The sequence below is a fragment of the Shewanella sp. NKUCC06_TVS genome (assembly GCF_019345515.1).
Taxonomy (GTDB): Bacteria; Pseudomonadota; Gammaproteobacteria; order Enterobacterales; family Shewanellaceae; genus Shewanella; species Shewanella oncorhynchi.
This window is the reverse complement of sequence record NZ_JAHKQX010000001.1, coordinates 360,955-387,113: the sequence shown is the minus strand read 5'-3', so window position 1 is coordinate 387,113 and position 26,159 is coordinate 360,955. Positions and strand designations below refer to the sequence as shown.

24 protein-coding genes are annotated in these 26,159 nt (G+C 47.3%); 4 read left to right on the top strand and 20 right to left on the bottom strand.

Going from position 1 to position 26,159, the window contains the following annotated elements:
• Positions 1–159: 159 nt before the first annotated feature.
• Complete coding sequence (locus KO531_RS01540) at positions 160–2,394, bottom strand: heavy metal translocating P-type ATPase (RefSeq protein ID WP_219250204.1); 2,235 nt, start codon at positions 2,392–2,394, stop codon at positions 160–162.
• Between the two features lie 155 nt (positions 2,395–2,549).
• Here KO531_RS01540 and KO531_RS01535 point away from each other — a divergent pair, with 155 nt between their 5' ends.
• Complete coding sequence (locus KO531_RS01535) at positions 2,550–3,011, top strand: Cu(I)-responsive transcriptional regulator (protein WP_219250203.1); 462 nt, start codon at positions 2,550–2,552, stop codon at positions 3,009–3,011.
• Positions 3,012–3,043: 32 nt separating this feature from the next.
• Here KO531_RS01535 and KO531_RS01530 read toward each other — a convergent pair whose 3' ends face one another.
• From KO531_RS01530 to KO531_RS01480, 11 genes are all read right to left on the bottom strand, one after another.
• The gene (locus KO531_RS01530) at positions 3,044–5,092 is read right to left on the bottom strand and encodes a prolyl oligopeptidase family serine peptidase (RefSeq protein ID WP_219250202.1); all 2,049 of its coding nucleotides are present in this window, start codon (positions 5,090–5,092) and stop codon (positions 3,044–3,046) included.
• A gap of 78 nt (positions 5,093–5,170) precedes the next feature.
• Positions 5,171–5,413: a hypothetical protein gene (locus KO531_RS01525; RefSeq protein ID WP_028760560.1), complete on the bottom strand. Its 243-nt coding sequence runs from the start codon at positions 5,411–5,413 to the stop codon at positions 5,171–5,173.
• 215 nt (positions 5,414–5,628) lie between these two features.
• On the bottom strand, positions 5,629–6,387 hold the full coding sequence (locus tag KO531_RS01520; protein ID WP_011846385.1) for an SDR family oxidoreductase: 759 nt from the start codon (positions 6,385–6,387) through the stop codon (positions 5,629–5,631).
• A 24-nt stretch (positions 6,388–6,411) separates the two neighbouring features.
• Entirely contained in the window at positions 6,412–7,314 is a 903-nt protein-coding gene (gene mmsB / locus KO531_RS01515) for a 3-hydroxyisobutyrate dehydrogenase (RefSeq protein WP_219250201.1), read from the bottom strand.
• A 134-nt stretch (positions 7,315–7,448) separates the two neighbouring features.
• Complete coding sequence (locus KO531_RS01510) at positions 7,449–8,618, bottom strand: enoyl-CoA hydratase/isomerase family protein (RefSeq protein ID WP_198573586.1); 1,170 nt, start codon at positions 8,616–8,618, stop codon at positions 7,449–7,451.
• The gene (locus tag KO531_RS01505) at positions 8,618–9,391 is read right to left on the bottom strand and encodes an enoyl-CoA hydratase (RefSeq protein ID WP_011789976.1); all 774 of its coding nucleotides are present in this window, start codon (positions 9,389–9,391) and stop codon (positions 8,618–8,620) included. The genes KO531_RS01510 and KO531_RS01505 overlap by 1 nt, the downstream gene beginning before the upstream one ends.
• A 59-nt stretch (positions 9,392–9,450) precedes the next feature.
• A complete protein-coding gene (locus KO531_RS01500; protein ID WP_219250200.1) occupies positions 9,451–10,608 on the bottom strand; it encodes an acyl-CoA dehydrogenase family protein in 1,158 nt (385 codons plus the stop codon).
• A gap of 87 nt (positions 10,609–10,695) precedes the next feature.
• Positions 10,696–12,195: a CoA-acylating methylmalonate-semialdehyde dehydrogenase gene (locus tag KO531_RS01495; protein ID WP_219250199.1), complete on the bottom strand. Its 1,500-nt coding sequence runs from the start codon at positions 12,193–12,195 to the stop codon at positions 10,696–10,698.
• Between the two features lie 132 nt (positions 12,196–12,327).
• On the bottom strand, positions 12,328–13,518 hold the full coding sequence (locus tag KO531_RS01490) for an acetyl-CoA C-acyltransferase (RefSeq protein ID WP_131523781.1): 1,191 nt from the start codon (positions 13,516–13,518) through the stop codon (positions 12,328–12,330).
• A gap of 291 nt (positions 13,519–13,809) precedes the next feature.
• Positions 13,810–14,751 (bottom strand): homoserine O-succinyltransferase, encoded by a 942-nt coding sequence (gene metA, locus KO531_RS01485; RefSeq protein ID WP_028760567.1) that lies wholly within the window; start codon positions 14,749–14,751, stop codon positions 13,810–13,812.
• 70 nt (positions 14,752–14,821) lie between these two features.
• On the bottom strand, positions 14,822–15,241 hold the full coding sequence (locus KO531_RS01480; RefSeq protein ID WP_173245790.1) for a YbaY family lipoprotein: 420 nt from the start codon (positions 15,239–15,241) through the stop codon (positions 14,822–14,824).
• A gap of 117 nt (positions 15,242–15,358) precedes the next feature.
• Between KO531_RS01480 and KO531_RS01475 the strand changes: the two genes are divergently transcribed.
• On the top strand, positions 15,359–16,102 hold the full coding sequence (locus tag KO531_RS01475; protein ID WP_028760569.1) for an SDR family NAD(P)-dependent oxidoreductase: 744 nt from the start codon (positions 15,359–15,361) through the stop codon (positions 16,100–16,102).
• Positions 16,103–16,195: 93 nt separating this feature from the next.
• Here KO531_RS01475 and ompW read toward each other — a convergent pair whose 3' ends face one another.
• The 8 genes from ompW to phhA form a co-directional block, all read right to left on the bottom strand.
• Positions 16,196–16,840 carry an outer membrane protein OmpW gene (ompW, locus tag KO531_RS01470; RefSeq protein WP_219250198.1) on the bottom strand — a complete coding sequence of 215 codons (645 nt, stop codon included), beginning with the start codon at positions 16,838–16,840 and terminating at the stop codon, positions 16,196–16,198.
• A gap of 755 nt (positions 16,841–17,595) precedes the next feature.
• The gene (locus tag KO531_RS01465) at positions 17,596–18,276 is read right to left on the bottom strand and encodes a nucleotidyltransferase family protein (protein ID WP_251068813.1); all 681 of its coding nucleotides are present in this window, start codon (positions 18,274–18,276) and stop codon (positions 17,596–17,598) included.
• A 52-nt stretch (positions 18,277–18,328) separates the two neighbouring features.
• Entirely contained in the window at positions 18,329–18,619 is a 291-nt protein-coding gene (locus KO531_RS01460; RefSeq protein ID WP_028760572.1) for a hypothetical protein, read from the bottom strand.
• Positions 18,620–18,705: 86 nt separating this feature from the next.
• Complete coding sequence (maiA, locus tag KO531_RS01455; protein ID WP_219250197.1) at positions 18,706–19,350, bottom strand: maleylacetoacetate isomerase; 645 nt, start codon at positions 19,348–19,350, stop codon at positions 18,706–18,708.
• Between the two features lie 87 nt (positions 19,351–19,437).
• Complete coding sequence (locus KO531_RS01450; protein ID WP_219250196.1) at positions 19,438–20,424, bottom strand: fumarylacetoacetate hydrolase family protein; 987 nt, start codon at positions 20,422–20,424, stop codon at positions 19,438–19,440.
• Positions 20,425–20,809: 385 nt separating this feature from the next.
• Complete coding sequence (gene tyrR, locus KO531_RS01445) at positions 20,810–22,348, bottom strand: transcriptional regulator TyrR (protein WP_113938940.1); 1,539 nt, start codon at positions 22,346–22,348, stop codon at positions 20,810–20,812.
• Between the two features lie 268 nt (positions 22,349–22,616).
• Positions 22,617–22,955 carry a 4a-hydroxytetrahydrobiopterin dehydratase gene (locus KO531_RS01440; RefSeq protein WP_219250195.1) on the bottom strand — a complete coding sequence of 113 codons (339 nt, stop codon included), beginning with the start codon at positions 22,953–22,955 and terminating at the stop codon, positions 22,617–22,619.
• A 131-nt stretch (positions 22,956–23,086) separates the two neighbouring features.
• On the bottom strand, positions 23,087–23,887 hold the full coding sequence (gene phhA, locus KO531_RS01435) for a phenylalanine 4-monooxygenase (RefSeq protein WP_219250194.1): 801 nt from the start codon (positions 23,885–23,887) through the stop codon (positions 23,087–23,089).
• A 321-nt stretch (positions 23,888–24,208) separates the two neighbouring features.
• Here phhA and galU point away from each other — a divergent pair, with 321 nt between their 5' ends.
• Both galU and galE read left to right on the top strand, forming a co-directional pair.
• Positions 24,209–25,117, top strand: coding sequence for a UTP--glucose-1-phosphate uridylyltransferase GalU (galU, locus tag KO531_RS01430; protein ID WP_028760578.1), 909 nt, complete (start codon positions 24,209–24,211; stop codon positions 25,115–25,117).
• A complete protein-coding gene (gene galE, locus KO531_RS01425) occupies positions 25,117–26,130 on the top strand; it encodes a UDP-glucose 4-epimerase GalE (protein WP_028760579.1) in 1,014 nt (337 codons plus the stop codon). The genes galU and galE overlap by 1 nt, the downstream gene beginning before the upstream one ends.
• The last annotated feature ends 29 nt before the right edge of the window (positions 26,131–26,159 follow it).

The following is a 26,159-nucleotide window of genomic DNA, read 5'->3' as shown; positions in this document are numbered from 1 at the left end:
TGATGACCCTTAGCGTCGTAAAGCTTGGCGATGCTAAAGGACTATCTGCTTAGGGGCTATCTGCTAAAGACTTATGTGGTAAGTGTTAATGTGGACATAGCCCAGAGTTAGCTCAAGATACCCGTTTCAACATTTTAAGTTAGCTTAGGTATCGACAACTTATAACTTCTGTCGTCTTAAGCGGTTGGCGTTCGTGACGACAGTCAGTGAAGACAAAGCCATGGCTGCACCCGCAATCACAGGGCTTAATAACATGCCCGTAAGTGGATAAAGCACGCCCGCCGCAACCGGAATACCCAAACTGTTATACACAAAGGCGCCGAACAGATTCTGCTTAATATTGGTAATCGTCGCCCGCGACAATGCCAATAAGTTAGCAATCACTATCAATTGCTGCGACAGCAAGGTGATATCCGCACTTTCAATCGCCACCTCAGTGCCCGATCCCATCGCGATCCCAACATCGGCGCTCATCAGAGCTGGCGCATCATTAATGCCATCCCCAACCATAGCCACCACATGCCCTTGCTTTTGCAAATCCAGCACATGCTGTTGTTTTTGCTCGGGCAGTACGCCGGCAATCACTTCGGTGATACCCACTTGGTCGGCCACCGCCTGCGCCGTTTGTGGGTTATCCCCCGTTAACAGCACCACGCGAATGCCCCTTTGCAGCATGGCCGCGATGGCTTCTTTGGCATCGGGTTTTATTGGATCGGCAAGCGCGATAGTGGCCACTAACTTGCCCGCTTTGGCGACATAAATTGGGGTTTTACCTTGATTTGCAAAGCTTAATGTCGCGTTAGGATCTAAGGCACTGCCATCGGAATTGACAATATTCAATGCCGTCATCAAGGCGAGATTACCTATCGCCAGCGATACGCCATCGACCTTGCCCTCAATCCCCTTACCTTGATGGTTCGTAAATGCCTCTGTGTCGGGCAATTGCGTCAGTGATTCCTTGGCATAACTGACAATCGCCCCCGCTAACGGATGCTCAGAGTGCTGCTCAAGGCTTGCGATTTCGCCCAGCAAGGTTTCTTTATCGGCATCACTCAATGTTTGTACTAATACAAAGTCAGTGACTTGCGGCTTGCCTAAGGTGACAGTGCCGGTTTTATCCAGCACCACACAATCAACTTTACTGGCGGTTTGCAGTGCCTCGCCATTTTTAACTAACACGCCCATTTGGGCTGCGCGGCCAACGGCCACCATGATAGACATAGGCGTAGCCAGCCCCAGCGCACAGGGACAAGCTATAATGAGCACACTCGTCAGCACCACTAACGCATGGCTTAAGGCGGGCGCTGGACCTGCGAAATACCAAATTGCCGCCGCCAGTAGTGCTATCGCCACCACAGTAGGGACAAATACCGCGGAGATCTTATCGGCCAATCGACCTATGGGTAATTTTGACGTTTGTGCCTGTTGCACCAGTGCGATGATTTTGGCGAGTTTGGTATCTTCTTGCCCCGCCGTTACTCGATAAACTAAGCTGCCGTTGCCGTTGACTGTGCCCGCGCTCAGACTATCTCCCCGATTTTTAAGGACAGGAATAGGCTCACCTGTGAGCATGGCTTCATCGAGTAGGGATTGTCCTGTTTCGACCTCACCATCAAGGGCAACTCGGTCACCGGGGCGCAAACGCAGCTTATCACCCAGTTTCAACTGACTTATCTCAACCTTTTCATCACCCTTATCCGTAATACGAATCGCAGTAGTGGATTGCAACCCGAGCAGTCGCTGCACCGCTTCGCTGGTTTTGCCCCGCGCTTTGAGTTCGAGTCCATGACCTAAGTTAATTAAACCTAGAATCATCACACTTGCCTCAAAGTACACATGGCGGGTATCCATAGGGAATGCGCTGGGCATAATGACCACCAGCATGGAATAGGCCCATGCGGTACTGGTGCCCAGCACAATCAGCGTATCCATGTTAGTGGTTTTGGCTTTTAGCGCCCGCCACATGCCTTGATAGAAATGTCTGCCTGTGGTGATGAGTAAAGCCAAAGTGACCAGTCCCATGATGCCCCAGCCTAACTGCAGGTTTGGGCTGTTGATCATCATTTCACCGCCCAGCAATCCCCACAGCATCATGGGCACCCCCACAACGAGCGCGGCTATAGCTTGGCGCATCCGCAGTCGATACTCGGCGGCATCTTCAAGGCGTTTTTCTTCGGCGGCGACTTTAGCATCAATAACGACCTGCGCCGGATAACCCGCATTCGCCATCACAGCCAATGCGGTATCAGCGCTCATCTTGCCTTCTACCGTCACTTGCTTATCGGCGAGATTCACACGCGCTTCAACGCCCGCTTGGGCGGCAAACGCCTTTTCAATTTTTGCGACGCAGCCAGCGCAATTCATATTGGCGACATAGAGTCTGGTCATAGACATAGGAGATCCCTCACTTGATGTTTCACACTTTAGGTCTAAGATAAAGTCTCCCATCACTGGAGAGTCAAGGATGAATTTGCTCAATGTGATCACATCGACAATTAATTGTTGGGCGAAGTGGGTGATACCATTCAGTTGGAAAAATAGAGGTCAAAATGAAGATAGGTGAAGTCGCGAAACAAACGGGCTTAAGTGTTAAGAGTATCCGTTATTACCATGATATTGGTTTAGTGTGCGGCGAGCGCAATGAGGCGGGTTATCGAGTTTATCGCCATCAAGATATTGAAGCACTTAAGTTTGTGCATCAATGTCGCGACTTAGGTTTTAGCCTAGAGGATTGCAAATCCTTGCTTGGTCTTAAGGGCAATGAAAGCCGTAATGCCGAGGACGTTAAGCAGCTTACCCAAACGCACCTTGCCTATGTCGAGCAGCAAATCAATAAGTTACAGCAGCTTAGGGCGCAATTACAGCACATGGTGACCCAATGCCAAGGCGGCGATCAGCCCCACTGCGCCATTATCGACAGCCTAAGTCACGAGACTCATGGCTGCCTCGAAAATCACAAGAGCCAGCAAAATGCTGGCTCTGAGTGTTGCGGTAAAAGCCAATCGCAATAGCGATGGCAAGTTCAATAACGGTAAATACCACGTTATTGACTTCTCACTATGGTTGGCTTTAACGCCGCGGCGTTATCCAGTACCAGTGTTACAAGCTTACCCGCTGGGGTAAAGTTAAACACTTGCCCATAAAATGCCAGCTCAGTTTCTAATCCTGCGGCCTTGTGCTCAGGTTTCCAACCGCCGTGGGGTTCATCCTGATAAGCGATATAAGCCGTGGGTACGCCTCTCACTTTCAACGCCTCATAAATCTGCCGCGACTGCTGTGGTGGCACGATTTGGTCACGTAATCCTTGAAAAATTAATAAAGGCTCATTCAATCCTTCAAGGTGATGCAGGGGCGACAGCTCCCTATAGCGGGCTTGATTTTCACCATAGGGGCCGATAAGCAGATCTAAGTAGCCAGTCTCGAATTTATGGGTACTCTTGGCGAGCTGTTCAAAGTCACTGATCCCCGCATAGCTCACCCCCGCTTGAAATACATCATAAAATGCCAAGGACGACATCACAGTTAACCCACCAGCGCTAACACCTCGAATCGCCAGTTTTTGTCCATCGACCCAACCCTTATCAACTAAATAACGGGCCGCATTGACCGCATCCTCCACATCAACTTGGCCCCATTTTCCGTAGATACTTTGACGATAAGCACGGCCAAAACCACTGCTACCACGGAAATTAACATCGAGAACCGCAAAGCCTCGGCTGGTCCAAAATTGAATGTCACTGCGATAAGCCAGACTCGCACGCGCCGTAGGACCGCCGTGTAACATTACAATCAAGGGCGGACGGGTATCATTAGGCGCAGTATAGTTGGGGTTAACCGGACCATAAAAATAACCGTAAGCTTGCTGGTTAGCACCTGTTTTAAAAGTAATATTTTTAGCACGGGAGATATAATTGGGATTAAGTTTTGGTAAGTTAGGGGTATACACCAACTCAGTACCACGACCGATCACTTTATAAATGCCCTTCTCTGGCGTCGCCTTAGCGCCGACAAAATAAACAGTATCTTCCCCTCGGATCACTTGGGTGATTTCACCAAAGTCGACGGCCAAAGATTCGGTCAGGCCTGAATCTAGATGCAGTCGAATTAAAACGGCCTGACTACCAAGCATATAACTGGCAATAATTGTTTTTTCGGATTCAAAGGCATAGTTATGATTGCCTAAATACCAATCAGCTACCGCAAACTCGGCCTTTTTCTTTAGCACTGGGTCTAAGGTATTTTGTGCCGTGACTCGATAGATATTCCACCAGTTACTGATATCCGATACGACATACAATTGCCCATCGGGGCTAAATAACGGCTGCGAAACTGAAGAGTCCGCGGGCGTGTTTACCTTACGAATATTGTGTAATTGCCCTTTACGGTCCAGATCCCCAAGCCAGAGCACGCTATTATCCCATGGCATATAGGGATGTTCCCACGTGATCCACGCCAGTTGGCTGTTATCGGGCGAAATGGCTGGCGAAGAAATAAAGTCATGGCCCGAAACAAAGGTATCGCCTTCACCGGCAAAATTAAGATTAATGGTAACAAGACTCGCCTTAGGCTCACCCGCTTGACGATGATCTTCGCGCACACAGATAATCCTCGACCCTTTGGGGTAAGCAATACAATCTGCATGGCGAGTACCATTTGGCGTTAAAGGCAAAGGGGGTTGATTAGGGGCAAAACGATAAAACAGTTGGTCCTGTGCCTTAGTGGCAAACAGACTCTGACCAATCCCCAAAAAGGCGGCACCACCGTATTCATGAACGGCGGATTTAACATTAAACGCAGGCGGCACTATGTCGGTAATTTTTCCCCGTTGATCGAGGCGTTTAATGCCGACTTGGCCTTGTTTTTCACCATCAGACTCAGAGAAATAAATTGCACCATCAACGCTTTGCAACTCAGCCACATTATCGGCCTGCTCAAACACTTCAGTCGCCGATAACGGAGACAGCCAACTACCATAGGGCGCAACTATGCGCGCGCCATTATCACTAAGATGCGGCGTCTCTTTGTTCGAGCGCTCGCAAGCACCTAAACAAAATAAGCCCCCCAGCATCCATAAATATCCATGTAGCTTCATTGTTTCTCCCCAATGTTTGCCAACTGCACAAACCGAAACAAAATATGAACTTGCAGAAATGAGTTATGTGTAAATTAGTTATTTTTTAAATTTTTTTAAGAACCAATTTACCACTTGCACTTGTTGTACTTGCGTTAAACCAAAATAAATACACACCCAAGGTGAGATAAGAAAAAACCATGGGATCACGGCCACAGAGCGGCCACTAAAGAGCAGAAAAAAGAAACCGCAATAAATCACAACCAACCCTAAGATACCCACGATCAACATCATGCGCTTAGTGATTTTCTCAAGCCAGTGGGCTTTTTCCTGCCAAGACATCCGGATTTCAAGCTCCATTACATGTGATCAACATGTTTGTAAAGTTATGTAAAAAAATGGGAGAGCGATTGTTGAAGGTTAACAACTAAATGTCAACTCCAACAGTGAAATCTAAATAAATCCGAAAGCTAGGGTATAAGAACCATTATCTTTATTTACCCTATAAAAAAACCGAGCCTAAGCTCGGTTTTTATGCAAATCAGTAAGATATCGCTCTAAAGACGAATACCACCATCGATTTCAAACACACGACCATTAACATAATCGTTTTCAATAATAAAACGTACGGTAGAAGCTATCTCGTCGGCATGACCTAAGCGGCCAACAGGCACGAGTTTCTCTAAACGCTCCAACGCTTCTGGCTTCATTGCTGCTGTCATCTCGGTTGCGATCACGCCAGGTGCGACCGCTGCGCTACGGATATTGTAACGTGCTAACTCCTTTGCCCAACCGACAGACATAGCCGCAACACCCGCTTTTGAGGCCGCATAATTTGATTGACCCATATTACCCGCCTTAGCAAGGCTAGAGATGTTAACAATCACCCCCGCTTGACCCGATTCAATCATGGCCGCTGCGGCCTCACGGCCACAAAGGAAACTGCCGGTCAGGTTCACATTGATCACCGATTGGAATTGCTCGTAAGACATACGATCAGTGACCTTGCCGTCTTTGGCTTTGACTAACATGCCATCACGCAGAATACCAGCGTTGTTCACTAACACGTTCACTTGACCAAAATCTTCGAGAATATAGGCAAAACCCGCGACGACGTCTTCTTCGTCTGTAATGTCTAAGGCATAACCTTGAACTTCAGTGTCCGATCCAAGCTCAGCGCAGGCTCGCTCGAGTTTTTCTTGGTCCACATCGATAAGCGCTATCTTAGCACCCGCCTGCGCAAAATTTTGCGCCATTGCTAAGCCTAAGCCCCCCGCGCCGCCAGTAATGACGACAACCTTATCTTTTAAATCCATCTGGTGATCCCTTGTTATCTGTGTCTATTTTTTAAGTGGTGCAAATTGTTCAAATATACTGGAAAAATCTCGGCGGCCATTGCCTTGTCTTGCATGATTAACATACAAGCTGCGGGCTAAAGCGCCCATTGGCGTGCTAGAGTTGCTCAATAATGCAGCTTCTTGTGACAGACCGAGATCTTTGACCATCAAATCTACCATAAAGCCCCCCTGATAGCCCTTAGAAGAAGGCACTGTTTCCATCACGCCTGGGCAGGGATTGTACTTCTCTAGCGTCCAGTTTCCGCCACTGCTGACCTTCATAATGTCGGATAGCACTTTGGGATCTAGGCCATGATCGACGCCCATTTGCAGGGCTTCGGAAGTACCGACCATCAACACAGATAACAGCATGTTATTGCAGATTTTCGCGACTTGCCCCGCACCTGGACCGCCTGCGTGGAAGATATTCACACCCATAGCCTTAAGTACGGGCTGCGCACGTTCAAAAGCGTTATCCGAGCCACCACAAATAAAAGTTAAGGTGCCCGCTGCCGCGCCTGCCGTGCCGCCAGAAACTGGTGCATCCATAAATTCGATGCCGCATTTAGCCGCTTCGGCCGCCACTAATTGTGCGCTTTGTGCATCGATGGTTGAACAATCGATGAGCAAGGTATCACCCGCAACCACTTCAAGCAGACCTTTGTCTGTTCCATTGCCTAAATATAAACTTTTCACATGCTTGCCCGCAGGCAGCATAGTAATCACCACACTTGCGCCCGCTGCAGCGCCGCAGGCGGTACTTGATACTAAGGCGCCTTTTTCGGCCAATTGCTGCATAGCCTCAGGGACTAAATCAAAGACGCGAACCGTCATGCCTGCTTTTAATAAATTGGCCGCCATTGGGCCGCCCATATTACCTAAACCGATAAAGGCTACTGTACTCATGCCATCACTCCTGTGTTGTTCTTTTTAGTGTTGTGATAATGCTATCAAATTGATTATGCTGACTTTATCACAGAGTAAAGCGAGCTTGGCTAAGCAAATAAACACAGCGCTTAGCCAACTCGGCCCTTAAACGCTTAACTCAGTTGGTTAAAGGGATGCGCCTCGCCCCATGGGGAAGCCAATATTTGCTCAAGTACCGCTGTGGGTACTGAGTTAACATCCTTAAAACGCCATTGCGGTTTCTTGTCTTTATCAATCAAGAGTGCACGAACGCCTTCGCAGAAATCACCGTGGGCGCACACGTTAACACTCGCGGTTAATTCCCATTTGAAACATTGAGCTAAGCTAAGCTTAGTCCCTAACTGCCCTTGGATATAGACCAAGTGCCAGCTGATAGGGCTACCCGCAAGGAAGGTGTCCCGCGCTTTCATTAACCACTTTTCTTCCGATACCAGAGTTGACATGCGTGCTGCAATATCCTGCAGACTGCCCGCCATAAGCCTGTCGATTATGTCTTGGCTTTCGGCTAATACACTGTCGCCCTTCGGAATATCCACTTGATTAGACAGCTCGTTGATCATGCTATCTAAACGTTGATGATTAAGAGCTGGCGTATCACTCCAATCTAAGGTTGCCATGGCATCAAACATCAGCTCTTTGTCGTCGCGGTTCAGGTAATGATCCGCAAGGCCCACATAACAGGCATCGGCGGCATTGAGTTGATAGGCGGTCAATCCCAAAAACAATCCCATCTTGCCCTGCATACGATTAAGGAAATAACTGCCGCCCACATCGGGATACAGGCCGATAGTCACCTCTGGCATAGCGATACGCGAGGTTTCGGTAACGACTCTGTGGCTCGCGCCCGCCATCAAACCGAGGCCGCCGCCCATGACTATGCCATCGCCCCACACCAACACAGGTTTGCCAAAGGTATGCAGTAGATAATCGAGGCGATATTCCTCTTCGAAGAAAACCTTTGCTTCCTCAGTCACTTGCCCATTAGCGGCAATGGAAGCATGGTATAAAGCGCGCACATCACCCCCGGCACAAAATGCCTTCTCACCGCTGCCATCTAATACGATGCAAGCGATAAGGGGATCTTTCTTCCACAGATTAAGCTGCGCCGTCATAGCGCGCACCATGCCTAAATCTAAGGCATTGAGGGCTTTTTCCACATTGAGTGTGACCACCCCAACCAATTTGCCAGAAGCAGTGGCTAAGGTTTGAAAAACCACATTTTGTGTGGTCTTGACCTGATTTGCGACATGCTCGACCACGTCATTATCTACTACATTCGTCATTAGCGGTTTCTCCACTCAGCTTTACGTTTCCCTAAAAACGCATTCACGCCTTCGGCCTGATCTTCAGTATCAAATAATCCGACAAATAACTCACGCTCAATCGGTAGCGCTTGGCTACGCGCCATAGTGCGCCCCGCTTGAATAAGTGTCTTGCACGCTGTGACGCTGCTTGGGCTTTGGTTAGCGACTTTAACGGCCAACGCGATTGCCGCATTAAGCGCTTCGCCAGTATCAACCACTTCTTCCACTAAACGTAGATTCAATGCTTGAGTCGCATCGATACGCTCGCCGCATAAAATCATCCGTTTAGCCCACCCTTCACCGACTAATGCGGTCAGATTTTGAGTGCCACCCGCACAGGGTAATAAACCGACCGTCGCTTCGGGTAATGCCATTACAGCTTGAATTTCGGCGATACGAATATCGCAGGCCAACGCGACTTCTAAGCCGCCGCCCATGGCATAGCCATTAATCGCGGCAATCGACACACCGCGGAATTGGCTTAAGGTTTCAAAGGCTTCACCAAAATGCTTTGCCATCGTTGCCGCATTGCCTTTGTCACCATCGCTAAACAGTTTTAAATCGGCGCCAGCGGAGAAGAACTTTTGCCCTTGGCCCGTTAACACTAAGGCGTAAATCTCTTTATTGGCATTCAGCTCAAGCACTTTGGCTTTAAGCGCCTGCAAACTCTCGGCGGTCCAAGTGTTGGCTGGCGGATTGTTCATGGTCAGAATCGCCGTGTGGCCTTCGATACGTTCAACTAAATATTCCATCTTTATAGACTCCTTTTCAGTTATCGCCGACCTGTAAGTCACGCATATTGCGAGTTGAATTACAGGATTTGTCCTGCATTTTCATCGAGTAAACGACGGGCGATAATTAAGCGCATAATTTCGTTAGTGCCTTCTAAAATCTGGTGTACACGCACATCACGGAAATGACGTTCCAGCGGGTACTCCCTTATATAACCATATCCACCATGAATTTGCAGCGCCGCATCGCAGACTTGAAAACCCACATCGGTGGCAAAGCGTTTCGCCATAGCGCAATAAGCCGTGGCCTCAGAATCGCCACTATCGAGTTTAAAGGCCGCAAGGCGCACCATTTGGCGGGCAGCCACTAACTCGGTTGCCATATCGGCAAGTTTAAATTGCAGCGCTTGGAAAGCCGCCAAAGGTTTACCAAATTGCTGACGCTCATTCATATACTGAGTTGCGCGCTCTAAAGCCGACTGCGCCGTCCCTACAGAACAGGTGGCTATATTGATGCGACCACCGTCTAAGCCTTTCATCGCGAAAGCAAAACCTTGGCCTTCTTCACCGAGCAAATTCGCCACTGGCACGCGCACGTTTTCAAAGGTGATTTGACGGGTCGGCTGGGCATTCCAGCCCATTTTATCTTCAGCTTTACCGTAGATAACACCAGCGGCATCCGCCGGAATCGCAATGGCCGAGATCCCCTTAGGGCCAGCTTGACCTGTACGGCACATCACGACTAAAAGCTCAGTTGCGCCCGCACCCGAGATAAACATTTTCGAGCCTGAAATCACATATTCATCGCCGTCGCGCACCGCTTTAGTTTGCAAAGATGCAGCGTCCGAACCCGCGCCCGGCTCAGTCAAACAGTATGACGCTAACATCTGCCCAGTGGTTAACGGCTCAGACCAAGTCTGACGCAGGGTTTCAGTGCCCCAAGTCGTCACCATCCAAGTCGCCATATTGTGAATGGTCAGCATGGCCGTGGTCGCGGTGCAGCCCTTGGCAAGTTCTTCAAAAATAATCGAGGCATCGAGGCGCGATAAGCCCATGCCACCTTCGGATTCTGGCGAATACAGAGAGCAAAAACCTAGCTCACCGGCTTTTTGGATCACGTCTTTGGGGAAATGATGTTCTTCATCCCACTTGGCGGCGAACGGGGTTAATTCTTCCGCGGCAAACTGGCGCGCAAGATCGGCAAACTGGCGTTGGTCATCGTTGAAATTAAAATCCATTTGGCTCTCCTATGACTCTATGGTCACTTTTTATTTAATAAATTGGGCGCCGTAAAGACGCCGTGGTTTATCGATTAATCACCGAGCTTAGCGTAAGTTAATGCTCATATTTGGCGTTGAAGCTACGGCAATATCAGACTCAAACCAGCGGGAAGTTATGGTCTTGGTCTCGGTATAGAAACGCACCGCTTGCTTGCCATAAGCATGTTGATCGCCGTAGAAACTGCCCTTCCAACCCGTAAATGAGAAGAAAGGTAATGGCACAGGAATCGGCACGTTAATCCCCACTTGGCCGACTTCGATTTCGTGTTGATATTTACGGGCCGCCGCGCCGCTAGCGGTAAAGATAGACGTGCCATTGCCATAAGGGCTGGCGTTGACTAATTCGATGGCGGCGTCTAAAGAGTCTGATTCCATACAACACAGTACAGGGCCAAAGATTTCTTCCTTGTAGATGCTCATCTCAGTGGTGACTTTATCGAACATGGTTGGGCCAATCCAATTACCGGATTCATAACCTTCCACGGTAAAATCGCTGCCATCGAGTAAACACTCGGCGCCTTCGGCTTTACCTTGAGCGATAAGTTTAAGCACCCGCGCCTTAGCGGCTGGGCTGATAACCGGGCCATAACCCGCTTCTTTATCGTCCCATAAACCTGGGCGAACTTTGGCTAAGGCTTCTTTTAATTCTGGGATCCACTCTTTAGCGGCGCCAACAAACACGGCAACCGAAATCGCCATACAGCGCTGACCCGCCGCGCCCACAGAAGCGCCAACTAAGTTATTGATCACTTGCTGTTTATTCGCATCAGGCATGATAACGCAGTGGTTTTTCGCGCCCGCAAAGGCTTGCACGCGTTTTAAGTTATCGGTACCCGTTTTATAAATATATTGACCCACAGCCACAGAACCGACGAAAGAAATGGCTTTAATCGCAGGGTCTGCCAGCAGGATATCTACGGCGGTTTTATCGCCATGCACTAATTGCAATACGCCCTTAGGTGCGCCCGCCTCAACAAACAGCTCAACCAGACGCTGCGGCGTCATAGGATCTTGTTCTGAAGGCTTTAAAATGAAAGTGTTACCGCAGGCAATCGCCAATGGGAACATCCATAACGGGATCATCGCAGGGAAGTTAAATGGCGTAATACCGGCACACACACCGAGCGGTTGAGTGTAGCTGTAAGTGTCAATTGAACGCGCGACGTTCTCGACGGTTTCACCCATCAATAATGACGCCACGTTACAGGCGTGTTCAGCGACTTCGATACCGCGCCATACATCGCCCTTGGCATCTTCGAAGGTTTTACCAGTTTCCTTTGCAAGAATGGTCGCCAGTTCGTCGTGATGTTCTTTTAGCAAATGTTGATAACGCAACATGACGCGCGCACGTTCAGACACTGGCACTTCTTTCCAGGTTTTAAAGGCCGCTTTGGCGCTGGCAATCGCGGCGTGAACTTCTTCGCTAGTGGCAGCATTAATCACAGCAATCGGCGAGTTATTCGCGGGATTGGTGACAATAATCTGTGATGTGCCCGTACCTTGGATAAACTCACCGTCAATGTAATGCTTTACTTGTGTGGTCATGTTGCAATCCTTTCCTTGTAGAGTGATGGGCTGGCGGTGCGATATTATGATTATCCTCAAGGGAAGTGATTGCCCTTGCCAGCCCCGTCTTGTTGATTTAACTAAAACCTGATTTGACTAAAACTTTTGCAATTAAACCTCAATCGCCATCGCTGTCGCTTCACCGCCGCCGATACACAGCGAGGCAACACCACGCTTAAGGCCGCGGGCTTTTAATGCATGGATTAAGGTCACCAGCAAACGTGAACCCGAGCAGCCAATAGGATGACCTAAAGCGCAGGCGCCGCCATTGACGTTAACTTTAGCCACATCTAAACCCAGTTCAGACACGGCAAGCATAGTCACCATGGCGAAGGCTTCGTTGATTTCAAATAAATCGACTTCATCCGTTGACCAACCCACATTAGCCAGCAATTTCGCCATAGCGCCAACCGGTGCAGTGGTAAAGAGTGAAGGCTCTTGGGCGTGGGTCGTGTGACCTTTAATAGTGGCTAACACAGTTAAACCTAAACGCTCAGCTTCGCCACGCGAGGTCAGCATCAATGCGGCTGCGCCATCGGAAATCGAGCTAGAGTTGGCCGCTGTGATAGTGCCATCTTTGGTAAAGGCTGGGCGCAGCGTAGGAATTTTTTCAGGGCGGGCATTACCGGGTTGCTCGTCGGTATCGATAGTCACATCACCGCGACGATCACTAACTGTGACAGGCGTGATTTCGGCCTTAAAGGCGCCCGAGTTAATCGCGGCATTGGCTTTTTCGAGCGAACTTAGCGCAAAGGCGTCCATCTGCTCGCGGGTGATCCCAAATTCATCGGCGGTTTTCTGGGCAAACGTTCCCATGGCGCCGCCAGTATAAGCATCCTCAAGACCATCTAAAAACATATGATCGAGCACTTTGCCGTGGCCCATGCGCATGCCGCCGCGAGCTTTATCCAAAAGATACGGCGCTTGGCTCATACTTTCCATACCGCCAGCGATCACGACTTTTGCACTGCCCGCTTTAATCAAATCGTGGGCTAACATGACCGTCTTCATGCCTGAGCCACAGACTTTGTTCACTGTGGTCGCACCAACGGATAAGGGTAATCCCGCACCCAAAGTTGCCTGACGCGCAGGCGCTTGACCTAAACCAGCGGGTAATACGCAGCCCATCAAGACTTCATCAACATGCTCACCCGCTAATTGAGTCTCCGCCAACAAGCCCTTAATGGCTGTCGCGGCTAAAGTCGGTGATGCAACAGATGACAAACTGCCTTGAAAACCACCCATAGGGGTGCGTTTAGCGGCAACAATAACGATATCTTGATTTAACGGTTCAGTACTCATGCAGGCTCCAACCCAAATTGACCACAAGGCCTAGTGCTAGCCTTGGGACGTTTAATAAAATCGACAATAAAACCACTCTGACGTTTACGCGAACGTAAAGCAAGTATTCCTTGGTCTAATGTGTCGATTTTATCGGGTGAAAATTGTCAGTAAGGATTTACAGCGAGGCAGGGATTAAGCACAGTCAAGTGTGGACAACAGAATCTAAGGGAGAGATAAATTAAGGGCTTTTGGGTATCAGCTTAGGTCACATCCATGTGACCACATCACCATAAAAGGCTAAAAAAAACCTTAGCGCGATTCCCACGGCGTCATCGCCGTCATATCACTTAAGTCATAAGGCGTTAACTGGTAAACGTAATAATTGAGCCAATTACTGACCAACAAACTACCGTGGCTGTGCCAGCGGGCAATGGCTTCAGCTTCTGGATTATTATTTCGATAATAGTTTTGTGGCACATTTGGCGTTAAGCCTTGGGCTAAATCCCTATGGTATTCATCGTTTAAAGTCGATTTTTGATATTCAGGGTGACCCATTACAAACAAGTTACGGTTATTGCGACTTAATACTAAATAGGCCCCGGCCTCATCGGACTGCGCTAACACTTGCAACTGCGGGTGTTGTCTAATTTCTTCCACATCCATCTCGGCAAAACGCGAATGAGGTGCAAAGAACTCATCATCAAAGCCACGTAGTAGTGGGAAATGCTGACAAGTGCGCCTATGTACAAATACGCCAGAACGCTTCTGTTGCAATATTTTTCGATTTAAACCATAGAGATGATACAAGCCCGCATGGGCTGCCCAGCATAAAAACAACACTGAGGTGACATGCTCTTGGGACCAGTCGATGATTTCACGGATATGATCCCAATAAACCACATCTTCGAAATCTATTTGCCCAAGCGGCGCGCCTGTGATGATAAGACCGTCGTAATTTTTATGGCGCACGGCTTCAAAATCACGGTAAAAAGTATTCATGTGGTCGATGGAAGTATGCTTGGACTCTTTGTCGTGAATGCGCAGCAAATCCACATCGACTTGTAAAGGCGTGTTGCCCAGTAAGCGCAGTAACTGGGTTTCTGTCTCGATTTTGTTCGGCATCAAGTTCAAAATCAGCACCTTCATCGGCCTGATATCTTGATTCGCCGCCCGCGTCTCGGACATAACGAAAATATTTTCTGACTCTAACACCCCTGCTGCGGGCAGATGATCTGGAATTCTAACCGGCATACCGCGCCTCTTCTGTTCGTAAATACTAACGGATTCGGCGCGTATGTCAGCTCACTTTTGAGCGGGCTAACTAGCCACCGACTTTCTCTAGCAGTATCGTCATTGGCTCAGTAGAATTGAGATCAATGTGATAGGCTTGAGTATTAATAAACAATAACTTATCACCCAACATAATCCGGGCACCTATGGCATAAGTGTGACCGGGTTGGAACTGATCGCTACCAATCGCAAAACTGAATGGCGCGGGTGTCGCAGCACCTTGTTGCACGCGCTCCGCCATCACTATGGCTGGCACATCCATTTTTGAGACATCAAGCAGTTGCACTATGACCTTAGCATCGGCAGGTAAGGCTATCCGTTCGCGATATAAGGTCTCGCCTTTTATCTCAACGATAGCATTAGGTGTCGCACAACCCGATAACACCCCCATTACGGCCATTAATGCTAAGGCTGTTAATCTCAACGCGCTTAAACGCAACCATTTGTTCATTTTGTTTCTCCTAATCATACATAAAGACTTCTAGATGTCCATACGCCCAAGCTATAAATCTTGTCTTGGTGAACATAACTTTCTATCATAAGCCACCATTTCGTTGCCGAAAAATCTATGACCCAAGCAACTGCAATCATTGTGGGAGCTAGCTCACAATTAAGTCGTGAACTTGCAAAGCAATTGGCAGATCAACAGGTTGAATTAGTCTTATTCGCCCAAGATCCAGAATCACTGCGCGATTTTGCCTTATCCTTGCCAACAAAAGTACAAGTTTTTGCACTTCAAATTGAACAACCTCAAGCCATCATCAACCAACTTGAATCAGTCTGGCAAACTCTTGGCGGCGCGCACTTAGTCTTAGTTAATACAGGCCTCAATAGCTATGACCCCGAGTTGCCTTGGCTACCGGAGCAAGACATTATCGATGTCAATGTGCGAGGTTTTGCTGCCATCTGCAATACGGCATTTAGACTATTTCGCGAGCAAGGTTATGGACAACTGGCGGCAATCAACTCGATTGCGGGCCTGCGCGGCGGGCCGAGTGTGGCCTATCACGCCTCAAAAGCCTTTGGCCAGAATTACCTTGAGGGCTTAAGTATGCATGCTCAGCGCCTTAAGTTACCGATTACGATTACCGATATCCAACTCGGTTTACTCGATAAAGCCGCCATGCAACAAAGTGCAATGTGGCTTGCCCCGTTGCCACAAGTCGCAGCACAGATCATCAAAGCAATGAAGCAAGGTAAACGCCGCGTCTATGTGACTAAACGCTGGCGCCTCGTCGCTTGGCTCACCGTATTATTACCCGAATTTATCTATAACACTCGCCACTGGAAGGCTAAAAAGCCAAAGCGCTAAGTCGGCTTAACCTGAGTGGAACATGTCAGGATAAAAGTGCAGAAACGAAAAAGGAGCCTAAGGCTCCTTTTTTACGCTTATCTGATCCGTAGATTAGAAAGTGTAACCTACGCTGACCATATAAACCCATGGGTTGATATCAGTGTCGATAACTACAGTGTCGCCCGCTAATTTAAATTTCACGTCACTGCTAATTTGCGCGTACCACACAGAAGCGTTCACTAACCAGTTTTTGTTAACCTGATAGTCAACACCCGCTTGTGCCGCTAAGCCCCACGAAGTGCTCATGCTCAAGTCAGTTAACGCACCACCTAAATCATTGGTGAACTCATTATCGAAGAAGTTAGTGTAGTTCACACCAACACCCACGTATGGACGTAATTTAGACTGTGCATCACCAAAGTAGTACTGCGCCACTAAAGTGGGTGGTAAATGCTTAGTTTCGGCAATCTTAGTGCCACCCAAAGAAACGTCATGGCTGAATGGCGTAGCCGCTAATAACTCTACCCCAAAGTTATCTGTCAGCATGTAGCCGAAGTTCAAACCCAATTGAGTGTTATTGCTAATTTGGAACTCGCCCTTACCCGCAACATCATCACTTGATTCGTTTGGCGCGACAACAACAGCACCCGCACGAACGATAATGTCACCTGCTTGGTGAGCCGATACAGAAGCAGAAAAACCAGCAGCTAAAAGGGTGGCAGCGATCAGTGTAGAAACAGTATTTTTGTTCATCATCATACTCCATATGTACAACATAGGTTTTTGTTTTAAATTACATCCTTAACAATTGACGCCTACACTGCCAGAGAAGTGCGACCACTTTATTGATCCAAATCAAAGTGAGCGAGCAATACTCACTTATAGGTACTACACATGGGAGCTGAATCACGAAATTCAAACATTTATTGATAATACCCCTTTGTTTTCTGTGAGCTAAGTGTTGTATTAGCCATCACTAATGACTACCGCAAGAGGTAGTGATCAATAACACCATAAACATTTTAGTAACAATGAAAAGCACTTAACTAAGAGGTTATTTGAACATTAATTTCAAATTATAGAGACGAGTTAAATGATACCAATCACATTAAATATCTAATCAGTTCAGAGCCTCACAGGCATCTCAATCCAAGGCGCATTGACTTAAAATGGTTATTCCCTTTTAAGTCAATGCAACGCAGGAGTGGGATGCCTGTGTGGCTCCCGAAGGGCGGCTGATGTTAACGGCATGGCAACGCGCTTTATACTGCGTTTAAGGCTTTCGACAGAGCACCACTATGCCTTCATGCCTTCGCCTTGTCTAAAGCGCGTTGAACTCCCGCTGAATGAACAGATATTTAATACGATTGGTATTAGGATAAAAACAGAAAATGGACAAATAAAAACGGCTTGAAGATGATACCTATCATGTTAGATAACTTGATTGCATGGAATGACAGTGTGAGGCGGTTAGATCAGTTTTAGACTGAACGAATAAGAAAGTGAGAAGATTAGCTTGAGTAGCAACACGTAAGCAAAGGATAGCGAGTTAGCCAGCCCTTAGTCGCAACTCTGTGCTTAAAAACTGGTAATGATCGCTTTGGATTGGCGCTCAATTTGAGGGCAAACAGGGAGTTCAGCCCAAAGGGAACCACCAGCTCAATACCGTAATGCATGGAATGATGAGCAGTCTCTGCATCTACCTGAGTATCTGTCTCAACATGAGATTTTAAACACACCCCAACCGCGGTTTCTAACTCTGGCCAATGGGCCATAGCATCAATACAAGATGTGTAAGCCATGTCTTGATTGCGACTATGCATGCGCGCCTGATTCTTAACCGACCATGGTAACTCAGGGGCAAGCTGATGAAGATAGGTTTCAATCGCCAGATCCCGCTCAGGGCTAATATCTAAAGGGCAAAAATAGATCAGATCGATATCGTTCAGTGGACTCAACTCAAATTCGTGCAAGCGATCCCAGACTAAATTACGGACAAATCCTGCCGCCAGACACCACTGCGGCATTGAGTGTACTTTGGCGCATTGAAGCACGAGTTCAAGCGCCCTCACCCGCTCACAGTCTTGAGCTATCCATTCGAGTAATTGATGCTCTAGCGCTGCTTCACTCATTGCATCATTCATAACATTATTCGTAGCAACACTCATGACATTACCCCTAGCACCACTCATAACAGTATCGCCCGCTTCAATATCAGATAAAAACACGGGAAAGACATTAGGCTTACTCCACTTCGCCATCGGTTTCTGAGCACTTTACGACCTCATGACAGAGTAAATAAACGAGACTATAAATCGGTGCCATTACCGCAAAACAAATCCAAAACCCATAGACATCTTTGTCTAGCAGATTAACGCTAACAGTAAAGATGGGCATGAACAGTAGCATCCATTTTATTACATTGAGTTTGTACAGTATCGGCTTATCACAATGGCAGCAGCGTCCTTCCTTAATCGGCACATCCTTAGCGCCGAGTTTACCTTTGCAATACGGACATTTTTTACTGAAAAGCATTTAAACTCCATCGCTGAGATTAGACTCGCAAAGCAAGTCTCATCATCCATTCTTTCTATTCGTAAAAACCGTATCCGCGCAATTCGTTACACCGCATCCGCTTGGCGCTCTGGCGCAGCATCGACAAAGGCTTCAAGCTGATTACACTCAGCCCACACGCGCATGATATTGGGATAAGGCGTTAAATCCACATTAAAACGCTGGGCGTTATACACCTGCGGCACTAAACATAAGTCGGCTAATGTCACGGCATTCCCAAAGCAATAACGACCGCTATGCCGTGTTAACAAGGTTTCTAAGGCCGTAAAACCACTTGCGACCCAATGGTGATACCAAGTATTTTTGGCGGTGTCATCAGCACCTAAGGTTTGCGTTAAATACTGCAATACCCGCAAGTTGTTTAATGGATGGATCTCACAGGCGACCGTAAGTGCCATAGCGCGCACGTGAGCACGTTCAAGAGCCGATGCAGGCAATAATGGCGACTGTGGATGTATCTCATCAAGATATTCGATAATCGCTAAAGATTGCGACAAGGCATCCAGCTCATCATCCACCACTAAGGTTGGCACTAACTCTAAAGGATTAAGCGCAATGTAGGCCGCTTTATGTTGCTCGCCGCCATCACGTACGAGATGCACTGAAAACTGTTCGGCTGAAATCCCCTTGAGATTAAGGGCAATACGAACCCGATAGGCTGCACTGGAACGCCAATAACCGTAAAGTTTCATATTTTCATGTCCTTATAAAAGTCAGTATAAAAACGGGGCAATTAAGCCCCGTTAGTTTGAGTCGGTGTTGCCCTTTAAGGAAAAGCCTTAGGCTTTGTATTCAACCACTTTTTGATCGATAGAACCAAAAATGGTTACATCATTATCATCGAGCATTTCGATGCGCACTGTGTCACCAAAACGCATAAATGGCGTAGTGGCTTTGCCTTCGGCAATCACTTCTAACATACGTTTTTCCGCTAAACAGCTCGAACCTGCGCTACGGTCATAGTTAGAAATAGTACCAGAGCCTATAATCGCGCCTGCGCCCAATGGACGGGTTTTTGCAACATGCGAAACTAACTGACTGAAATTAAAGGTCATATCAACGCCCGCATTCGGACGACCAAATAATTCACCATTTAAATAGGTGATCAGCGGTAAATGCACTTTCGAATCTTCCCAACGGACACCCAATTCATCCGGTGTCACAGCCACAGGCGAAAAACTGCTCGATGGTTTAGATTGGAAAAAACCAAAGCCTTTCGCCAACTCACCAGGGATCAAGTTACGCAATGACACATCGTTAACTAGCATCAACAATTTAATGTGCTTAGCTGCATTGTCAGTGCTCACGCCCATAGGCACATCATCGGTAATAACCGCAATTTCAGATTCGAAATCGATACCCCAGTCTTCACTCGCCAATGGGATATCCGCTTTAGGGGCAATAAAGCTGTCTGAGCCTCCTTGATAAAACAACGGATCTGTCCAAAAGGTTTCTGGCATTTCTGCGCCACGGGCTTTACGGACTAACTCAACGTGATTCACATAAGCGCTACCATCGGCCCATTGGTAAGCACGCGGTAATGGCGACAAGCACTTAGCTTCGTCGAACGCTTGCGCGTTATCTAACACGCCTTCATTTAACGCATCGTACAATTCTTGCAATTGCGGTCTCAGTAAATCCCAACCATCGAGTAATTGCTGCATAGTGTGGGCGATGGCAGGAACGGCAACCGTTTTAGTGAGATCGCGGCTGACTAACATCAACTGACCATCACGACGACCATTGTTATAACTTGCAAGTTTCATATTGGCTCCAGTGCTCTTCGGCTAGGTGTACAATTTTATTGTGCTGGAAAACGTGCGACGTCACCCAGCTTATATTCGGCGATTTAAATCGGACTTTTTGACTCAATTAAGGGCATACACGTTACGCAGTCCGCGCCAACGAGGCATGCTCTGTTACTTGCTTTAACGTATTTGTTGCGCGTAGAAATACCCGATGCAGCTCAAGATTCCTATAGCGTGACCAAAATCACATTTAGGTCAATTATTTCACATTTTGTAAACTAATCATTACGTTTATAACCTAGTTACCGCTTATCAATATCTCGGTAAGCAATATGCCTGAAAAGTCGGCAACTAAGTGGAACGATACTGTTACATTGACTGTGTCAACCCAACGAGACTTTGACTAACGGCGCTTGGCTATCTTGTATTCTCGCAGTTTATTAGCAATAGCTGTGTGTGATACACCTAGCTTTTTCGCCAACTGGCGAGTGCTCGGGTAGGCCGGATATAATCGACGCAACAAACTCGCTTCAAACTGCTTCATTGCATCGTCGAGATTGCCTTCAAACTCATTATCAAAGTAACCAAAACCTTCGGCGTATGACGGCAATTTCAGCTGTTCTACCGTCAACTCGGCCGACCCATCCCACATAGACACGGCTCTAAATACCGCGTTTTTTAATTGGCGTACGTTACCTGGCCAAGCGTAGGTGAGCAAATGATCGCGGCACTGGGCCGAAATCCGTCGCACTGGGCTAGACAACTGTTGACTGTAATGTTCGAGGAACATTTCCGTCAGTGGAATGATATCGACTTTACGCTCGCGTAAAGACGGGATGTGATAACTCAACACATGGATGCGATAGTACAAATCTTCCCTAAACTCACCGGTTTGGCATAGTTCAGCTAAATTTTTCTGGGTCGAGCAGATAATTCGCACATCAGCACGCACTTCTTCATCGCCCCCTATGCGTCTAAAAGTGCCATCTTGCAATAGCCGTAGCAGCTTAACTTGAGCCGCCCTAGACATTTCCGCCACTTCATCGAGAAATACTGTGCCCCCCTTAGCTTCTTCAAAAAAGCCTCGTTTGACGACTTTACCCTGACTGACGTAACCGAATAATTCTTCTTCGGCAGCGCTGTCGGGCAGAGCGGCGCAGTTGATGGCGATAAAAGGTTTTTCACGGCGCATCCCCGCATCATGGCTAGCTCTGGCCATTAATTCTTTGCCAGTACCCGTTTCACCCGTGATCAACAAAGGTGCATCGAGCTGGGCCATACGCCGCGCTTGCTTAAGCACTTCCTTCATCTTGTCACTGCTGGCTAATACATTTTCAAAGCCAGTGGTTTGGTTCTGCAGCGCGTTAAACTGTTTTCCAACGCGCGCAGGGGATTTCAGCGACACCACAGCACCAACCAAGATGGTTTTTTCATCCTCATCGGGTAGGTAAATCGGCAGCATTTCCGCTAAATATTCGTTTGGACCGATTTGAACTCGCGCCGCTTGTGGCAATACTTGTGCTTCACTCAACCAACGGCTGAAGTTAAAACCTTGCACCCAATGATTAAGCGACTCTTCGAGCACTTCGTGCTCACCCATGCCGATATTGAGCAAGGCGGACTCATTAACGATACGGATACGTGCCTTGGCATCGATAGAAAAAACGGAGTCGGGTAAGGTTTTGAGCAGGGTTTTAAGGGCGTAATGTTCTTGCTCTGAGGGCATAAATGACACCGTACGCACATCGTGGACACTTTCCACTTTGCGGATCTGCGGCATCAAGGCACTCAAGGTTTCAAAACTGATTTCGGCAAATTGTAAGTACAGGAATCCTTGGTTACTGGCATCAATGGCAATTAAATTAATACCATAACGCTCTAACACGACTAAGATATCTTTGGCTAAACCAACACGATCCTGACAGCTGACTTCCAAGCGCATAATGACTGATATTCCCTTTTTTGATTTGAATTTTGGGGATAAACCGTGCAGAGCTATTTTTCGCCTTAGGCTTTACAACAAAAATAACGCTTGCTAGGCAAATCGTTACCTTTGACGAAAACGTCAGCGATGAGGGGAAATAGCAGAGCCCGTATACGTTAGAAGGTTAAACTGAAAGTGGCAAGCCTAGTTTACAGTTGAATTGTAACAGGAAGAAAAAATCAGCATCATAAAACACATTAAGATGCTGATTAAATTGATTAAATAATTAACCTAGTAACTGGTCTGTCTTGGCGGCCATGATGAAGTCATTCTTATGTAGCCCCTTAATGGAGTGCGACCACCAAGTGACAGTCACTTTGCCCCATTCAGTGAGAATGCCTGGATGGTGGAATTCTTCTTCCGCTAAATCCGCCAGCTTATTCGTGAATACCATCGCCAGTTTAAAGTTTTTAAACTTGTAGACGCGCTCAAGCTGCATTACGCCGTCACGCACTTGCACGCCCCAGTCAGGGATCATACGAATAAGTTCTGCCAATTCTTCATCGGTCACTTTTGGTGCATCGGCTTGGCACGCTTCACATTTCATATTCGATAACGCAGTCATACATACTCCTGTTGGCAACATTGATAGGGATATTCAGTTGCACTTTACTCATTACTTATTAATTACTTAAATCACATTACTAAATTAGATGGCGGCTCAAATAACACATCAAACCATCCATCGAACCGAGACTAGCTCGCCTTGGCTTTGGGAGGATATTTAGGAGCAAATAAACCTAACTGACGTGCCTTAGTGACATAACTCATGATGTCCATTTTGGCAATTTCATCAAGCATATCAATGTGCTCAATCACATAATAAATCGGCTGCATAATATCAATGCGATATGGGGTTCGTAGCACATTCAATAAATCAAAGGGCTGACGTTCTGGCACGTCACTTTCCATTGCATATAAAGTTTCACCAGGTGAGCTTAAAATACCGCCACCATAGATACACAAGGGGCCATCTTTAGGCTGTAGCAAGCCAAACTCAACCGTAAACCAGTATAAACGCGCTAAAAATACCCTTTCTTCTTTGCTGGCATTTAAACCTAATTGGCCATACATATGTGAAAAATTGGCAAATGAAGGGTTGGTGAGCAAAGGGCAGTGACCAAAGATTTCATGAAAAATATCAGGCTCTTGCAGGTAATCAAACTCTTCCTTACGGCGAATGAATGTCGCCACAGGAAACTCTTTATTGGCCAGCAGTTCAAAGAAACGGCCGAAGGAAATCAGCGCAGGTACGGCTGCCGTTTTCCAGCCGGTGGTCGCTTGCAATACAGTATCAATTTCAGTAAGTTGCGGAATACGATCCTTTGGCATAGCCAAGGCATCTAGCCCTTGCAAATACTCCTTACAGGCACGGCCAGGCAGGTTTATCGCTTGACGGGCATAAAGCTGGCTCCAAATCTCATGTTCTTCTTGCGGGTAGTTGATAAACCCTGTGTCATCAGCTCTGTGAGCGATGTACTCTGTTCCTTTCGTCATAGTCTTCACTTAGTGGCTAGCGCTCATGGAACCATAGTGATCTAAGCCTTTAAATTTGTTAACTCCCTCACACTTTATTCTTGCACCACTACTGTGACGTAAACGTAAAGCAAATATTACAAGGGTATTAAAAATGCCATGCAAGTGCACATCACCCATGCTGGATTAGATGCTCTGTGCTACCTTTGCTAAAACTTACGTCGACTTCGCTGTAAAAATACTTAAATATCCTAAGTTTTCAGCGTTTCTAAATAGCTTTTCTGTGCAGGTCATTTACAATATTGGCCATTAACCGCATCTCCTTGACCTAAAAGGTTCGCAATGAAACAACATCAAATTCGTAAAGCCGTTATTCCTGTCGCAGGCCTAGGCACTCGTATGCTTCCCGCGACCAAAGCAATTCCAAAGGAAATGTTACCTGTTGTCGATAAGCCATTGATTCAATACGTAGTAAGTGAAGCTATCGCGGCTGGGATCAAAGAAATTGTACTCGTGACCCACGCCAGTAAAAACTCTATCGAAAACCATTTCGATACCAGTTTCGAATTAGAAGCCCAATTAGAACGCCGCGTTAAACGTCAGTTACTTGAAGCCGTACAATCTATTTGTCCTAAAGATGTAACAGTGATCAGCGTGCGCCAATCTCAAGCTAAAGGCTTAGGTCATGCGATTTTGTGTGCTAAATCTGTCGTCGGCGATGCACCATTTGCCGTATTGCTACCGGATGTGATCATAGATGAAGCCAGCTGTGACCTTCGTAGCGATAACTTAGCCGCTATGGTTGCCCTGTTTGATGAAACCCAAGTCGGTCAAATCATGGTGGAAGGCGTGCCACATAACGTCGTCAACCAATACGGTATTGCCGATGTGAATGGTCATGATTTACAACCAGGTGAATCTGAGCCATTAGTCGAACTGGTTGAGAAGCCAGCCGTGGATGAAGCGCCATCTAACTTAGCCGTTGTAGGCCGTTATGTTTTACCAGCCAGCATTTGGCCGCTACTGGCTAAAACCCCTGCGGGCGCAGGCGATGAAATTCAATTAACTGATGCGATTGCGATGTTAATGAAGCAAGAAACCGTAAATGCTTACTACATGGAAGGTAAGAGCCATGACTGTGGTAACAAGCAAGGTTATATGCGTGCTAACGTTGAATATGCCCTGCGCCACAGCGAAATCGGTGAAGATTTTGCGCACTATTTAAAAACCGTTGTAAAAGGAATTAAGTAATGACGATTTTAGTGACCGGTGGTGCTGGCTATATTGGCACCCACACAGTAGTAGAACTGCTCAATGCTGGTAATGATGTGATTGTATTGGACAACTTGTCTAATTCAAGCATAGAAGCCTTAAACCGAGTCGAGCGGATCACTGGTAAATCGGTTACTTTCTATCAAGGCGATATTCTCAATAAAGCGTTATTGCAGAAAGTGTTTAACGATCATGCTATTGATTCAGTTATCCACTTTGCAGGATTAAAAGCGGTGGGAGAATCCGTCGCAAAACCCCTGAAGTATTATGAGAATAACGTTACGGGTACGCTTATCCTTTGCCAAGTCATGGCAGAATTTAAGGTAAAAAATCTCGTATTCAGCTCATCAGCAACCGTGTATGGCGATCCCGCAAGTTTACCGATCACCGAAGACTTCCCCACTGGGGCAACAAACCCTTATGGTCAGTCTAAGTTGATGGTTGAACATATACTGGCAGATGTACACAATGCCGATCCGAGCTGGAATATCGCCCGTCTGCGCTATTTTAATCCGGTTGGCGCCCATGCCAGTGGCTTAATCGGCGAAGATCCTAACGATATCCCTAACAACTTAATGCCCTTTATTGCGCAGGTTGCCGTGGGTAAACGCACCGCCTTAAGCGTGTTTGGTAATGATTATCCGACTCACGACGGTACCGGCGTGCGTGACTATATCCATGTCGTGGATTTAGCCAATGGCCATTTAAAAGCGCTCGCAAAATTGGCCACTAAACCTGGTCTGGTGACCTATAACTTAGGCACAGGCCAAGGATATAGTGTATTAGATATGGTTAAGGCCTTTGAAAAAGCCTGTGGTAACACTATTGCCTACCAAATTGCGCCACGTCGCCCAGGGGATATTGCCGCCTGCTACGCCGATCCAACCCACGCAAGGGAAGATCTTGGCTGGCAAGCGACTCATACCCTAGAAGATATGGCCAACAGTAGCTGGCATTGGCAATCAACCAATCCCAATGGTTATAACGGCTAATAACTTGAATGGCTTGTGGAAATCTCCCA